The 13,889-nt window shown below is 66.3% G+C and carries 14 protein-coding genes; 3 read left to right on the plus strand and 11 right to left on the minus strand.

Annotated features, from left to right (window positions below; genetic code table 11):
• Position 1: 1 nt before the first annotated feature.
• Genes AC1DR6_RS17225 through AC1DR6_RS17265 form a run of 9 tightly spaced genes read right to left on the minus strand, consistent with a single transcriptional unit; the run spans position 2 to position 8,853 of the window.
• Positions 2–709 carry an SDR family NAD(P)-dependent oxidoreductase gene (locus AC1DR6_RS17225; protein WP_476830482.1) on the minus strand — a complete coding sequence of 236 codons (708 nt, stop codon included), beginning with the start codon at positions 707–709 and terminating at the stop codon, positions 2–4.
• Entirely contained in the window at positions 706–1,776 is a 1,071-nt protein-coding gene (locus AC1DR6_RS17230; RefSeq protein ID WP_476830483.1) for an ABC transporter substrate-binding protein, read from the minus strand. The genes AC1DR6_RS17225 and AC1DR6_RS17230 overlap by 4 nt, the downstream gene beginning before the upstream one ends.
• 49 nt (positions 1,777–1,825) lie before the next feature.
• Positions 1,826–2,698 (minus strand): ABC transporter permease, encoded by an 873-nt coding sequence (locus tag AC1DR6_RS17235; protein WP_476830484.1) that lies wholly within the window; start codon positions 2,696–2,698, stop codon positions 1,826–1,828.
• The gene (locus tag AC1DR6_RS17240; protein WP_476830485.1) at positions 2,698–3,510 is read right to left on the minus strand and encodes an ABC transporter ATP-binding protein; all 813 of its coding nucleotides are present in this window, start codon (positions 3,508–3,510) and stop codon (positions 2,698–2,700) included. The genes AC1DR6_RS17235 and AC1DR6_RS17240 overlap by 1 nt, the downstream gene beginning before the upstream one ends.
• A 35-nt stretch (positions 3,511–3,545) precedes the next feature.
• Positions 3,546–4,748 (minus strand): sialidase family protein, encoded by a 1,203-nt coding sequence (locus AC1DR6_RS17245; RefSeq protein WP_476830486.1) that lies wholly within the window; start codon positions 4,746–4,748, stop codon positions 3,546–3,548.
• Positions 4,748–5,899: an iron-containing alcohol dehydrogenase gene (locus AC1DR6_RS17250; RefSeq protein WP_476830633.1), complete on the minus strand. Its 1,152-nt coding sequence runs from the start codon at positions 5,897–5,899 to the stop codon at positions 4,748–4,750. The genes AC1DR6_RS17245 and AC1DR6_RS17250 overlap by 1 nt, the downstream gene beginning before the upstream one ends.
• A gap of 20 nt (positions 5,900–5,919) precedes the next feature.
• Entirely contained in the window at positions 5,920–6,960 is a 1,041-nt protein-coding gene (gene pdxA, locus AC1DR6_RS17255; protein WP_476830487.1) for a 4-hydroxythreonine-4-phosphate dehydrogenase PdxA, read from the minus strand.
• Positions 6,957–8,084: a four-carbon acid sugar kinase family protein gene (locus tag AC1DR6_RS17260; RefSeq protein WP_476830488.1), complete on the minus strand. Its 1,128-nt coding sequence runs from the start codon at positions 8,082–8,084 to the stop codon at positions 6,957–6,959. The genes pdxA and AC1DR6_RS17260 overlap by 4 nt, the downstream gene beginning before the upstream one ends.
• A 1-nt stretch (position 8,085) precedes the next feature.
• Positions 8,086–8,853: an HpcH/HpaI aldolase family protein gene (locus AC1DR6_RS17265; RefSeq protein ID WP_476830489.1), complete on the minus strand. Its 768-nt coding sequence runs from the start codon at positions 8,851–8,853 to the stop codon at positions 8,086–8,088.
• 241 nt (positions 8,854–9,094) lie between these two features.
• Here AC1DR6_RS17265 and AC1DR6_RS17270 point away from each other — a divergent pair, with 241 nt between their 5' ends.
• Positions 9,095–9,844: a FadR/GntR family transcriptional regulator gene (locus AC1DR6_RS17270; RefSeq protein WP_476830490.1), complete on the plus strand. Its 750-nt coding sequence runs from the start codon at positions 9,095–9,097 to the stop codon at positions 9,842–9,844.
• 12 nt (positions 9,845–9,856) lie between these two features.
• On the opposite strand, the gene AC1DR6_RS17275 is transcribed toward AC1DR6_RS17270, so the two are convergent.
• Both AC1DR6_RS17275 and AC1DR6_RS17280 read right to left on the minus strand, forming a co-directional pair.
• On the minus strand, positions 9,857–11,230 hold the full coding sequence (locus AC1DR6_RS17275) for a sensor histidine kinase (protein WP_476830491.1): 1,374 nt from the start codon (positions 11,228–11,230) through the stop codon (positions 9,857–9,859).
• On the minus strand, positions 11,217–11,882 hold the full coding sequence (locus AC1DR6_RS17280; protein ID WP_476830492.1) for a response regulator: 666 nt from the start codon (positions 11,880–11,882) through the stop codon (positions 11,217–11,219). The genes AC1DR6_RS17275 and AC1DR6_RS17280 overlap by 14 nt, the downstream gene beginning before the upstream one ends.
• 136 nt (positions 11,883–12,018) lie before the next feature.
• Here AC1DR6_RS17280 and AC1DR6_RS17285 point away from each other — a divergent pair, with 136 nt between their 5' ends.
• Both AC1DR6_RS17285 and AC1DR6_RS17290 read left to right on the plus strand, forming a co-directional pair.
• Positions 12,019–12,837, plus strand: coding sequence for an ABC transporter ATP-binding protein (locus tag AC1DR6_RS17285; protein ID WP_476830634.1), 819 nt, complete (start codon positions 12,019–12,021; stop codon positions 12,835–12,837).
• A gap of 17 nt (positions 12,838–12,854) precedes the next feature.
• Complete coding sequence (locus AC1DR6_RS17290) at positions 12,855–13,721, plus strand: ABC transporter permease (RefSeq protein WP_476830493.1); 867 nt, start codon at positions 12,855–12,857, stop codon at positions 13,719–13,721.
• Positions 13,722–13,889: the final 168 nt, after the last annotated feature.

Raw genomic sequence — 13,889 nt, forward strand, 5'->3', positions numbered from 1 at the left:
GTCACAGCGAGGCACCGCCACAGACCACGATAGCCTGACCCGTAATGCTGGCTGCGCCGTCCGACAGGAGAAACGCGGTCGTCGCCGCCACCTCCTCGGGCTTCACCAGCCGGCCCATCGGGGGCATCCTGGGTGCGACAGAGGCGCGCTCGGGGTCTTTCAGCATCGGCGTGTCGGTGGCGCCGGGCGCGACGACGTTGACCGTGATCCGGCGCGGCGCCAGCTCGATGGCGAACGAGCGCGCCATGCCGATGAGCGCGGCCTTGGTCGTGGCATATTGCGCCCGCCCGGCCGAGCCGCTGGCGGTGCGGCTGCCGATGAAGACGATGCGGGCGCCGTCCGGCAGTGCGGGAACGAGCGCCTCGACGATCTGCTCGGCAGCGTCGACATGCAGCCGCCACATCGCCTGCCCGTTGGCTGGGTCGAGCTGGCCGAGCATGCCGACGCGCAGGATGCCGGCGGCGTGGACGATCGCATCGACCGTACCGAGACCGTCGAGCGCCTGTGCCAAAGCCTGCCGATCGGAGATATCGACGGGCACATGACACAAGCCCTCATACGCGAAGGCAGGCGCATTGCGGCTGAAGCCGACGACGCCCCAGCCCTCGGCAAGCAACCGCTTTGCGATCGCTTCGCCAATCCCCGAGCTGACGCCGGTGACGAGCGCGCGCTTTGCGCGCCCGTCTGTGTCGGAAGCCGGATTGTTCATCCTGTGTAGGCGCGCGCCTGCGCCCTGATCTTCTCGACGTCGAAATTGTTGATCTCGTCGATCAGGTCGTTGGTGTAGATCCTATTGAAGTCCTTGATGTCGAGGTCGCTCATCTTCGCTTCGGTCACGAACTCGTCGACCCGGATCGAGCCCATCTTGGCCCCCTGATAGGGCGGCTCGTAGAGCTTGACCCGGCGGCTGACCGCTTCGAGCACGGACTTCACCGCCTGCTCCTCGCTCGAACCGCGCGGCGCGGTTTCCGGGTAGAGCTTCAGGAACGCCTTGGCTCCGGCTGCCGGGTTGGCCAGCATGAAATGCGAGGCCTTGGCGGTCGAGCGGCCGAAGCCGACGAAGGTGGCGCGCTCCTTTTCGATGCGGGGTTTGAGGCCCATCAGGAACTGGCCGCCGATCATCGGCAGGTTGGCCGGCCGCTGCACGAGCTCCATCGGAATGCCGGCGCCGTCGATGATGCCAAAGCCGGTGTCGTAATAAGCCAGCGCATCGATCGCGCCCCGCTGAAGCGCCACGCCTGCCGGCACGCCGGCGCCGACCGCGGTCCATTTCACGTCCTTGTCGGGATCGATGCCGAGCTGCTTCAGCACGTTGCGGGTGACCGGATATTCGGTGCCGCCGAAATCCGAGACGCCGATGTTCTTGCCCTTGAGATCGGCATAGCTCTTGACGGTCGAGCCCGGCTTGACCGCCACGTCCCACTTATAAGGATAGGTGTACTGGTAGAACCACTGCGACTGGCCCCATTCGCCCTTGGCGAGGATCGGCAGCGCGTAGGACGGCACGCCGATGCCGACATCGACATCCCCCTTGTCGGTCGCGACCTGGACGTTGGCGTTGCCGCCCAGCGCCATGCCCTGCACCTTGAAGCCTTCCTCGGCATTGTAGCCGAGCGCCTCGCCGATCAGCAGGTTGATGACGCTGGAGTTGATCGACTTCAGGCCCACGCCGACCTTCACGGTCTTGCTGGCCTGAGCGAAGGTGGAGCGCGGCCCGAGAGCCATCGCGCTGGCGAAGACGCTGCTTGCTTGGAGCCATTGCCTGCGCGTGATCATAATGTTCTCCCTTGAGTTTTGTTGGTTTTGATAGGTTTGGCTGACGACGTTACTTGCGGCCGCGTTCGCCCCAATGGACGATCTTCTTTTCCAGCCCGCGCACGATGCTGTGCAGCAGTATGCCCATGGCGCCGAGGATGACGAGCGCGGCAAAGACACCCGCGACGTCAGTCACGGCCTGCGCCTGGGTGATGACGACGCCCATGCCCTGCTGCGCACCGAGGAACTCGGCGACGATCGTGCCGAGCAGCGCGTAGACCACCGCCATGTCGAGCCCGGCGAAGATGAAGGGCGCGGCATTGGGCAGCTTGACGATGCGATAGGTCTCGAAGCGAGAGGCCGAAAGCGAGCGCATCAGGTCGATCCGCTCCGGCTCGACGGCGCGAAGCCCGGTGAAGCTGTTGATCAGCATCGGGAAGAAGGCGAGCAGGGCCGCGATCGCGATTTTGGACCCGTCACCGAAGCCGAACCAGATCACGATCAGAGGCGCGATCGCGACTTTCGGCAGCGATTGCAGCGCGAAGGCATAGGGCATCAGCAGCTTTTCGATCAGCCGGCTTTCGGCCATCAGCGAGCCCAGCGTCAGGCCGAGCCCCGAACCGATCGCCAGTCCGATCGCGGCATTCTTCAGCGTGCCCCAGAGCGGCAGGTAATAGCCGAGCGGGCTCGACGGGCTGACCGCGAGGCCCGACCACAGCGCCTTCCACACCGCGAGCGGCGTCGGCAAAATGTAGGACGGGACCTCGAGATATTTCACGGCCGCCGCCCATCCGCCGAAGAGGATGACGAGCCCGACCAGCGTGATCGCGGTGCCGTTGATGCTCGTGGCGTCCTTGTGCTTGCCGGCGACGGCCTTGCGCTGCGGAGCCGCCTTTTCGATCGCGACGGGATCGGCGACCAGCGTGGTCTGGATCTGGCTCATCACTCGTCTCCCGATGCGTTGAGCAGCCCGCGGATTTCCTTGGCGAGCGCCGGATAGGCCGGGTGGCTGATGATGGTGTCGTTGGAGCGCGGGCGCGGGATCGGCACTTCCAGCTCGCGGATGACGCGGCCCGGGCGGGCCGACATCACCACGACCCGATCCGCCAGAAAGATCGCCTCCGAAATCGAATGCGTGATCAGCATCACGGTCTTGCGGCTGGCCTGCCAGATGCGCTGCAATTCGAGGTTCATCCGCTCGCGGGTCAACGCGTCGAGCGCACCAAAAGGCTCGTCCATCAGCAGCACGCGCGGCGAGCGCACCAACGCCCGGCATATGCCGGCGCGCTGCTGCATGCCGCCCGACAGCTCGTAGGGGTAGCGGTGGCCGAAATCCTTCAGGCCCGCGACATCGAGCAGGCGGTCGATGTCCTCGGCCTGCCCGACCTGTTTGCCGCCGACGCGCAGGGGCAACGCTACGTTCTCTCGCACCGTCATCCAGGGCAGGAGATTCGCCGCCTGGAAGACGACACCGACATCGCGCGAGGGGCCGGTGATCGACTGGCCGTCGAGCGCCGCGTTGCCGCTGTCATAGTCGTCGAGCCCGGCGAGGATGCGCAGCAGGGTCGACTTGCCGCAGCCGGACGGGCCGACGACGCAGACGAACTCGCCGTCCTTGATGTCGAGATCGATATTCGACAGCGCATGGACCGTGCCGTCGGCATAAGTCTTTTCCAGCCCGCGGATCGAGATGAGGTCCTTCGCCGATGACGACTTGGCTTTGGTGATCGGACGGATTTCTGCGAGGGCAGCCATCAGCGTCTCCCTGTTTTTGGTTTTCTAAAGTTCGGTCAGCCGTGCTGCGCCCAGTCGGGCGAAACACGGACGTGCTTGATGGCGCGGCGCCAATAGGTGAAGGCGATCTGAAGATCGCCGTCCGGCGTCTGCGTGATCGACGGGTAGGAGAACTCGCGGTTCAGCCCGTCCTTCGAGTTGTTGGTCATGCAGTAGCCGTCGCCGGTTTCGAGATCGCGCCGAACCGGCCAGGTCCGCCCGCCATCGGCCGAGATCGCCAGCGTCATCGGCGCGCGCGGGGCGCCCCAGAAGGCGGTCTTTTCGAAGACCGGAGCGGGTGTCTGCCCGGCTGAGGCCGGCTCGTCATCCTCGATGTCGTCGTAGAGCCCGAGGCGGCGATCGGTAGCGTCAGCCCGGCTCGACGCGTTGAAGACCAGCGCGATGCGGCCATCAGCGAGCGCCGTCGCCTGGATCGACGAGTTGTTGTTGGGTAGCTCGGTCGGTTCCGGCGCCGACCAGTCGCGGCCATTGGTCGAGCGGCTGGCATAGATGAAATCGGCCCAGCGACTGCGATAAAGCGCGAGCAGCCCGTCGCCGGTCTTCACGATGTTCATGTGCACACAGCCCAGCGAGCCCGGCACGACATGCTCGCTCCAGCTTTGGCCCTCGTCGGTCGAAACGCGCACGGCGCTGACGTCGCGGTCCCCGACCCATTTCTGGCCGGGCACGCTCACGCAGTGGAAGACCGGAACCACCCAGGCGCCATCGTCCAGGAAGACGGGCGGCTGTCGCACGAAGAGGCCATGCCCCTGCGGTGCCTCGAAGAGCGTCTCGATCGAACCCCAGCTTGCGCCATGGTCGAGGGAGACGCGCTTGCGCACCAGGGCGGTGTCCTGATTGCCGGAAAGCTGCGCCGTCCAGATCAGCCAGAGTTCGCCCTTAGGCGTCGTGAACAGGATCGGGTTCTGCTCGGAGCGGCCGGGGTTGTCGGAGAGCTTTTCCGGTGTGCTCCACCGCTCGGCCCCCTTCGCAAGCCGCGAGAAATAGACCGAGATGTCGGGAATGCCTTCCTGCGTGCCGCCGAACCAGACGCAGGCGAGATCGCCATTGCGGAGAACCGCAAGGTTCGCCGCATGGTTCTGCACGCAGGGGCTCGGGATGTAGGCCTCGGTCCGCGTCGGATCGCCCTCGAGGGGATGCAAGACGCCGGTGCGTTGCGTAAGGCCAGCGGGCTCGACGGTGGTCGGGTGAGCGCCCATCAATAGGCCTCCTCGTAGATCGCGAGGATCTCGTCGCGAGAGATGTCGCGGGGGTTGTTGTCGAGCAGACGGCKGATGGCGTGGGCCTCGCTCGCCATGGCCGGCAGATCATCGCGCGGCACATTCAGGGCGGAGAGCTTCATCTCGCAGCCGAGATCGGCGCACCAGCGATGCGCGGCGGCAAACACCTCTTGCTCGCGCGAAGCCCCGTCGAGACCCAGCGCGGACAGGATCGCCGCCGTCTTTTCCGGAACGGCCGGAGTGTTGAAAGCGAGCGTATGCGGGAAGATCAGCGCATTGGCCGCGCCATGCGCGATGTGGTGGCGCGTACCGAGCGGATAGGCGACGGCGTGCCCCGCTGCGGTGTTCACCGGGCCCAGGCAGAAGCCGCCATAAAGCGACGCCAGCGAGAGACCGGCACGCGCCTCGATGTCCGAACCATCAGCGATGGCGCGTCCGAGGAAGCGGCCGACAAGTTTGACGCCCTCCAACGCATACATGTCGATCAGCGGATGCGCCTTCTTGCTGGTGAAGGCCTCGACGCAATGCGCCATGGCATCGACGCCAGTCGCGGCGGTGACTGTGGAGGGAAGCGTCAGCGTCAGGGCCGGATCGATGATCGCGATGTCCGCGAGCATGTGCAGGCTCTGCACCGCGAGCTTGTTCTGCGTCGCCGGGTCGGTGATCAGCGCGCGGGTGCCGGCTTCCGAACCGGTGCCGGAGGTGGTCGGCACCTGCATCAGCGCCGCGCCTTTGGCCCGCACCTTCTCGGGGCCGACGACCTCATGGAGCGTCTGGCCCGAGCCCGGCAGAACCGCGACGAGCTTGGCGAGATCCATTGCGCTGCCGCCGCCGAAGCCGATGACGAGATCGGGCTTAACCTTGGTAGCCAGCGCCAGCGCGGCTTCGAGATTGGGAACGTCCGGCTCCGGCTTCACGGTGCCGAAAACCGTGACCGCGCCTTTCAGCTCCAGCACATCCACGCGTCCCGCATTGAAGGCGTCGGCAACGACGAGAATGCGCTTGAAGCCTTGCGCGGCGGCCCAACGGCCGGCGAGCGCGGCGGTACCGGCGCCGAACTCGATGATGGACGGGCGCTGGATCGTAATCGGCGTCGCGAGACTGGTCGCCAAGGGCTGGCTTGCGTGCATGTTCATGGGACCCGGCCTCCTTACGCCGCGCTTTTGGCGGTGATGCCGCGCGCCGCGGCGAGCTTCTCGGCGTATTCGATGGCCTCGAGCAGGCTGAGCTCGTTGGCGATGCCCTTGCCGGCGATGTCGAAGGCGGTGCCGTGATCGACCGAGACGCGCACGATCGGCAGGCCGAGCGTGATGTTGACGCCCGACAGCGCGTCCCAGGTTCCGGTCTCGGGATTGATGTTGAAGCCCAGCAGCTTGACCGGGATGTGCCCCTGGTCGTGATACATCGCGACGACAGCGTCGTATTGCCCGGCGCGCAGCTTGACGAAGACCGTGTCGCCCGGCACCGGGCCGACCACGTCGAAGCCGTCGGCCACCGCCTTGGCGATGGTCGGAGCCGAGACGTCATCGTCCTCGCGGCCGAAGAGTCCGCCTTCGCCGGCATGGGGATTGAGCGCGGCGATCGCGATCTTGCGTCGACCGAGTTGGAGCGCCTGCAAGGCCTCGTCCGTGCGCTCGATCACATAGCGCAGGCGCTCTGGCGTCAGCTTGCCCGGCACGTCCTTGAGCGCGACATGGGTGGTGACGTGGCTGACGCGCATATTGCCGTGGGCGAGCATCATCACCGAGCCCTTCGACTCGGTCAGCGTCGCCAGCATGTCGGTATGGCCGGCGAATTTGTATCCGGCCTTGTTCAACGCTTCCTTGTTGAGCGGCGCGGTGACGATGCCCTGGATGCGGCCGGCCTGCGCAAGGCGCACGGCCTTCTCGACCGCGAGATAGGCGAAGCGTCCTCCATCGGCGCTGAGCACGCCGGGCTTGATCGGCTCGCCTTCCGGCCCGGCCTGGAGACAGGCGAGGTTGGGCCAGGCGCCCGTCTCCGTAACTTCCGGGATTGCGAGGCCGGCATCGATCATGCGATCCGCCTCGTGCAGCGCGGCATTGCTGCCGATGACGAGCAGCCGAAGATCGCCCGAGGCCAGACGGTCTTTCAGCTTGAGGCAGGCCTTGACGATGATTTCCGGGCCGACGCCGGCCGGATCGCCCATGGTAATGGCGAGATGAGGTGTCATGCTGCCGCTCCGGCAAAAGCCACGGCAGGAGCCGCGACGAGCTGTTTCAGGAGGTCGGGACCGCCAAAGGCCCCGGATTTCGAGACGATCGTAACGCCGTCCCAGCGGCCGCCGCGCAGAATCGAGCGCGGCACGCCAGGCATCATTTCGCCGATCACGTCGAGCCGATCGGCGCCCAGCGCCTCGCAGAGGCCGCGCAACGTCTCGCCGCCTGCCGCGATCAGCGTGCCCGGAGGCTCGAGCCTTGCGAGCAGATCCGCAAACCGGGCCTCGATCGCGGCAGCCGCATCGCGCCGCGAGGTGCCCGCCGGCAGATCGACGCTGGCGAAAACGGCGATGTCATCCGACAGCCTTCGCGCGATCTCATCGTAAGCCTGCCCATTTTTGCGATCGAGACGCATGTGCAAATGCTCCGTTCGCGCCAGCTGCACCCGGATCACGTCATGCTCGGAGCCGATCAGCCCGAGGATCGGGCGCGGCAAAACGGTCCGGACCGTCGATCCCAGGGCATCCGTCGCCCGCGCCAGCGCGGCCGCAAGCCCCGCGCTCCCCACCCAGAGCACGTCGTCGAGATGCGAGGCTGCGGCGACGACAGCGTCGAGATCAGCATCGGTTTCTGCGTCCCAGAAGCTAAGGCCGGCCGGAAGGGAGGCCCCGGCACGAAGCATCGCGACCCGGTGGCCGGCACGCTCCAGCGCGCCTGCCAGATCGGCCGGCACGACGCGCTCACCATCGCTCTCGCGAACATATTGCCGGCCGCCTCGCGTAATGCGCCGCTGCGCCGGAAAGGCGGGAGCGACGACGCAATGCCGCGGCTTCACGAGGCTCAGGATCGTGGCCAGCTCGACAGCCTCCTGCCCCCGCAACAGGCTGTCGATCTTCTTAAAGGCGAGACCGCTGCCGGGCGCGAAAAGCTCACCCGCAACGGCGGCAACCGAGGCGCATGCTTCCTCCGCCGTGGCTTCGCGAGAGCGGCTGTCGAGCGCGATCGCGCCCGCCGCCGGCCGTTCTCCACGCCAGTAGACCGCGACCGGCGCGGACGGAGACGCGAAGGCGGCGGCGCTGTCGAGCGCCCCGGTCAGGTCGTCCGCGAGCAGGCGCAGGGGCTGGCGGGCAAACGCCATCTCAGTCGCCCTTCACCGCGGATAGCAGCGAGCGGGCGCCGCGCGCCACGATCGTCGTGTCGTTGGCGACGCCGACGAAGTCGATGCCCTCGGCGACGCGGCGCTTGGCTTCCGCCTCGTTGTTGGTGAGGTAACCGGCCGGCTTGCCGATTGCCCTCAGGCGCTTGAAGCCGTCGTCGATTGCGGCCTGAACCTCGGGGGCCTGCGTGTTGCCGAGATGACCCATCGAGGCCGCGAGGTCTGCAGGGCCGATAAAGACGGCGTCGACGCCGTCGACCCCGGCGATCTCCTCGATCTGTGCCAGCGCCTCGGCTGTCTCGATTTGCACGATGACGCAGATTTCCTGCTGCACCTTCGCGAAATAGTCCGGGATCAGCCCGTAAGCGGCCGCCCGCGACGAGCCCGACACGCCGCGCACGCCATGCGGCGGATAGCGCGTGTAGCTGACGGCGCGGGCCGCCTCCTCGGCATTCTGCACATAGGGGAAGAGCAGCGTCTGCGCGCCGAAATCGAGCCAGCGCTTGACCAGCACCATGTCGTTCCAGGCCGGCCGCACGATCGGCTCGGCCGGCAGCGCTGCCATCACCTGAAGCTGCGCGACGATTTCGGAAGGCTCGTTGGGGCTGTGCTCGGTGTCGAGCAGCAGCCAGTCGAACCCCAATTGAGCGAACATCTCGGTCAATGCCGGGCTCGCAAAGGTCGAGAAGATGCCGAGCTGCTGTCGCTGGCCCAGATCGCGCTTGAAACGGTTCGTCCTGATGTCGGCCATCGTCCACCTGCTGGTTTGGATCCAGAGCAGCGAAACAGGAGAACGCCGAGACGAAGCCGCCGGCTGGGCGAGACCGAGAACGTTTCCTTTCGCCGGTCTCTTCGGACCTTGGCTCTATCGAAACCCAACTCGAACAACATGTCAACATGTTGTAATTTGGATAGCGATAAGATTCGAAATCCAGTGATTTTACGCGCATTGCCGATCCTCTTGACCAAGTTGTCATATCTTGTAAGGTCAGATGATGGATCAGATCATCTCACCGCGGGATCGCGAGGCGGGCCCGCCATCTCCTCTCGTTCAGCGGGTGCACCACCAACTGCGGGCGCGGATCGCCTCGGGCGAATACACCGCGAACTCGCGTCTGCCCGGCGAGCACGACCTGGCCGCGCTTTACGGCGTGTCGCGGCCGGTCGTGCGCGAGGCTCTGCGGCGGCTGCGCGACGACGGTCTGGTATCCTCGCGGCAAGGCGCCGGCACCTTCGTGCGTGGCGCGGAATCCGACCACAACAAGGCCATCACCTTTGCGCCTGTGGGCACCATCGCCGATGTGCAGCGCTGCTATGAATTCAGGCTCGAGGTGGAGCCCGCCAATGCCTTTTACGCCGCCAAGCGACGCAACGAGACGGCGCTTTCGGCGATCGCCAATTCGCTCGAAATGATGCGCGATACGACCCGCGCCCATGGCCACCGCGAGGACGCGGACTATGCTTTCCACATCTCGATCGCCGAGGCGGCCAACAACTATTTCTTCCTCTCCTCGATGCAGGCGCTGAAGGACCACATCAATGTCGGCATGAAGCTGCACGGCCTGTCGCTGCTCGGCCCGGCCGGCGGCCTTTTTGGCGTCCTGGACGAGCATGACGCGATCTTCGCCGCCATCCGCGATGGACGGGAGATCGAGGCGCGCGACGCCATGCGCCGTCATATCCAGGGCTCCTACGACCGGCTTTTCGAAGGCAAGGTGCTGGATCTGTCGCTGCCCGGCTGAGCGGGCGCCGGTTCAAGCCGTTTGCTGGCGGCCGATGAGCAGCCGCACCCGCGTCATCCCCTGCTCATGCGCAACAGCGAGTTCTCCGCGATGGGCACGGGCGACCTCCGCCGCGATCGCGAGACCGAGGCCGGATCCATCCGAGGCCTGTCCCTTGGCAAAGGGCAAGGCCAGTTCACTGAGCGCGGCCGGAAACCCCTCCCCGTCATCGGCGACCTCGACCCAGGCCCGCTCGGCATCGACGCCGACCGTCACGACCAGACGGCTGCGGGCGCCATGCTTCAGCGCATTGTCGATCAGGTTGCCCAGGGCTTCGCGCAGGCTCACCGCATCCCCCTCGACCACGGGATCGGAGGCAGCCGGCAGGAACGCGATGTCCACCTCGCGCGGCAAAGAAAGCGGCACGGCTTTGGCCAGCACCGCTTTGGCGAGCGGATTGAGCGCGACTTCGGTCGTTGCCATCGCGTCGCTCCGGTGGATCACCATCGCATGGTCGAGCAGTTGGCCCGTCAGTCGCCCGAGTTCGCTGCTGCGCTCGCGGATGCGGATAACCGCCTCCGCCTTCCGGCTCGCGGACGGCGTCGCCTGCATGATCTCGACCTGCGCGTCGAGGGCCGCCAGCGGCGTGCGGATCTGATGCGCCGCATCCGCGATGAACCGTTGCATCAGCGCCATGCGATCGGACAGTCGCCGCATGAAGCCGTCGATCGCGTGGACGAGGGCGCGGACCTCGACCGGCGGTTCGACTCCGATCGGCCGCAGATCGTCCGGGCGGCGCCCGGCGATGTCCCGCTCGATGCGCGCCAGCGGCTCCAGCGCGAGACGAACGGCCCAGCCCGTCGCAACCAGCGCGAAGACACTGACGAGGGCGATGATCGCCAGCGCCTTGAAGGTCAGGTCCCAGGCCAAAGCGCGCCGCGCCTCGACCGTCTGGGCGATCACGATCGTCGCCCAGCCGCGCGAACCCGAGAGGTCGATCTCGCGCGCAAGGGTGGCGATGCGCACCGGTTGGCCCAGATACACGCCGTCTTCGAGCACCGCGCCGCGACGCGACGCGACCGGATCGGCGTCGGAGGCCAGGTCTTCATAGCCGGCGACGACCACGCCGCGCGGATCGACCACCTTGTAAAAGACGAGATCGTAAGCCGAGAGGGTCGCGAGAGTGGAAACGGGTGGCTCGACCGCGATCGACCCACCCTGGACGAAGACATTCTCCGCGATCTGCACCGCGCCGCCGCTCAGCAACCGATCATAAGCCTGCTGCGCCGCGACCGAGGCCGACTGCCAGGCGACAAGCCCGAGCACGACCGCGCCGACGGCCAGCACCGCCGAGAGTACGGCCATGATGCGCAGCCGCAGCGAAAGCTGGAGGTCAGAGCGCCGCAAGCTGATAGCCCAGGCCGCGCAAGGTGCGGATTTCCACAGGCGCCTCGCCGAGCTTCCGGCGCAGCCGCGTGACGAACTGCTCGATCGYGTTCGGGCTCGCTTCCTGGTCGAAATTGAACAACTGCTCGACTAGCTCCTCCTTGGGCACGATCCGCTCCGGCCGCGCAGCCAGGATTTCGAGGACCGTCAGTTCCCGCCTGGTCAGGTTGAGCGGCCGGCCGTCGATGGTGGCGACGCGCCCGGCCCTGTCGATGGACAGCGGTCCGAACTGGAGAAGGTTGTCGGTCTGGCCGGCGCTGCGCCGTAGCAATGCGCGGGCGCGGGCTTCCAGCTCGCCATAGTCGAAGGGCTTGATCAGGTAGTCGTCGGCGCCGAGATCGAGCGCGCCGATCCGCTCATCGACGGCCGAGCGCGCCGTCAACACCAGCACCGGCGTCTTGAGCTTGCGCCCCCGCATCCCCTTCAGAATGGCGAGCCCATCCTGCCCCGGTAGGTTGAGATCGAGGATGACGAGGTCGTAGGCCTGCACCGCCAGCAGTTCGGCTGCGACCTGCCCGTTTGGCTCCCAATCCACGGCATGGCCGATCTTCTCCAGCCGCATCACCACGGCCTCGGCAATATCGGCGGTGTCCTCGACCACGAGCACGCGCAAGCGGAATTTCCTTTGCAGTTTCAGGAGTCAGTTTCGCGTCAGTTGCGAATGCTACTTCATTCGCCAAGCGCCCATAAGTGCGCCGGGAAACGATCGTCAAGGAGAGCCGATGCTTCAATCGACCGACACCACAGCCATGTCCGCGGGAGCCACAGCGGCGCCCGCATTGTCCCCGCTGCTGAGCGTGGACGGGGTGACGCTGCAATACAAGACGCCCGACGCCATCGTCACCGCGACGCGGCGCGTCTCCTTCGACGTTTATCCCTCCGACCGCTTCGTGCTGCTGGGGCCTTCCGGCTGCGGCAAGTCGACCCTGCTCAAGGCGATCGGCGGATATCTCTCGCCCGTCGAGGGCCAGATCAGCCTGAAGGGCCGCACGGTCTCAGGGCCGGGCCCGGACCGCATGATGGTGTTCCAGGAGTTCGACCAGCTCCTGCCCTGGATGACGGTGCGCGAAAACGTGGTCTTCGCTCTTACCGCGTCCGGCCGCGCCGGCAAGGCCGAGGCCGCTACCGCGTCCGGCCGCGCCGGCAAGGCCGAGGCCGCAGAGCGCGCCCGCTCCTATATCGACAAGGTCGGCCTGACTAAATTCATCGACAGCTTCCCGCACATGCTCTCGGGCGGCATGAAGCAGCGCGTTGCGATCGCGCGCGGCATGGCGATGGAGCCGGACGTGCTGCTGATGGACGAGCCCTTCGCCGCGCTCGACGCCCTGACGCGCCGCAAGATGCAGGACGAACTGCTGCGGCTTTGGGACGACACGAAGTTCACCGTGCTCTTCGTCACCCACTCGATCGAGGAGGCGATCCGCATCGGCACGCGCATCCTGCTGCTGTCTCCCCATCCCGGCGAGGTCAAGGCGGAGCTCAACAGCGTGCCGGCGCACGAGATGGGCACGGGCACGCAGGCCGCGCTCGAAACCCGGATCAACGACATGCTGTTCGCGCATCACTGAACGGGAGACGAAAACTCATGACCGATCTCGTCAGCTTCCGTCCGGAGATCATCCGCGACGTTCAATCCAGCGATGCCCCCGTCATCGCCAAGACCATCGGCGCGGCAGAGCGCATCTATCGCCTCGGCTTCGTCCGCAAGGCGCTGATCCTCGCCGTCCTCGCCATCGCCTGGGAGGCCTATGGCCGCTGGCTGGCCAACCCGCTGCTGTTCCCGACTTTCGTGCAGACGGTCGAGGCCTTCGTCGAAAACATCGCGAACGGTATCATCCCGGCGCGCATGATGGTCTCGCTGCAGACGCTGCTGATCGGTTACGGTATCGGCATCGCGCTGGCCGCCGTGCTGACGACGCTCGCCATCGGCTCGCGCATCGGCGCCGACCTGCTGGAGACGCTGACCTCGATGTTCAATCCCCTGCCGGCGATCGCGCTTTTGCCGCTGGCGCTGATCTGGTTTGGACTGGGCACCGGCAGCATCGTCTTCGTGCTGGTGCATTCGGTGCTCTGGGCGATCGCTCTCAACACCCATGCCGGCTTCCGTTCGGTCTCCAGCACGATGCGCATGGTCGGCCAGAATTACGGTCTGCGCGGGCTGAAGCTGGTGCGTCTGATCCTGATACCCGCCGCCTTCCCGGCGATCCTGACCGGCCTCAAGGTCGGCTGGGCCTTCGCCTGGCGCACGCTCATTGCGGCCGAGCTCGTCTTCGGCGTGTCCTCGGGTTCCGGCGGGCTGGGCTGGTTCATCTACGAGAACCGCAACCAGCTGGAGACAGCGAACGTCTTCGCCGGCCTCTTCACCGTCATCCTCATCGGCCTCTTCGTCGAGAACGTGATCTTCGCCACGATCGAGCGCAAGACGATCCGCCGCTGGGGCATGCAGCACTGACAAAGAGGTTCTCAGCCCTCATCCTGAGGGGGCTCGAAGGGCTGTCTCGCAGGATGCTCTAGGAGGCTCCGGAACCATCTGGAGCATCCTTCGAGACGCCGCTACGCGGCTCCTCGGGATGAGGGCTGGGTTTCGATACTTTACTCGCTCAACAGGCCGAACGGCCAT

Source organism: Allobosea sp. P5_A5, assembly GCF_056400625.1.

What these genes read in the sequence shown, in the direction of transcription:
- AC1DR6_RS17225 (WP_476830482.1), bottom strand. Translation starts at nt 709, where the DNA reads ATGAACAATCCGGCTTCCGACACAGACGGGCGCGCAAAGCGCGCGCTC.
- AC1DR6_RS17230 (WP_476830483.1), bottom strand. Translation starts at nt 1,776, where the DNA reads ATGATCACGCGCAGGCAATGGCTCCAAGCAAGCAGCGTCTTCGCCAGC.
- AC1DR6_RS17235 (WP_476830484.1), bottom strand. Translation starts at nt 2,698, where the DNA reads ATGAGCCAGATCCAGACCACGCTGGTCGCCGATCCCGTCGCGATCGAA.
- AC1DR6_RS17240 (WP_476830485.1), bottom strand. Translation starts at nt 3,510, where the DNA reads ATGGCTGCCCTCGCAGAAATCCGTCCGATCACCAAAGCCAAGTCGTCA.
- AC1DR6_RS17245 (WP_476830486.1), bottom strand. Translation starts at nt 4,748, where the DNA reads ATGGGCGCTCACCCGACCACCGTCGAGCCCGCTGGCCTTACGCAACGC.
- pdxA (WP_476830487.1), bottom strand. Translation starts at nt 6,960, where the DNA reads ATGACACCTCATCTCGCCATTACCATGGGCGATCCGGCCGGCGTCGGC.
- AC1DR6_RS17260 (WP_476830488.1), bottom strand. Translation starts at nt 8,084, where the DNA reads ATGGCGTTTGCCCGCCAGCCCCTGCGCCTGCTCGCGGACGACCTGACC.
- AC1DR6_RS17265 (WP_476830489.1), bottom strand. Translation starts at nt 8,853, where the DNA reads ATGGCCGACATCAGGACGAACCGTTTCAAGCGCGATCTGGGCCAGCGA.
- AC1DR6_RS17270 (WP_476830490.1), top strand. Translation starts at nt 9,095, where the DNA reads ATGATGGATCAGATCATCTCACCGCGGGATCGCGAGGCGGGCCCGCCA.
- AC1DR6_RS17285 (WP_476830634.1), top strand. Translation starts at nt 12,019, where the DNA reads ATGTCCGCGGGAGCCACAGCGGCGCCCGCATTGTCCCCGCTGCTGAGC.
- AC1DR6_RS17290 (WP_476830493.1), top strand. Translation starts at nt 12,855, where the DNA reads ATGACCGATCTCGTCAGCTTCCGTCCGGAGATCATCCGCGACGTTCAA.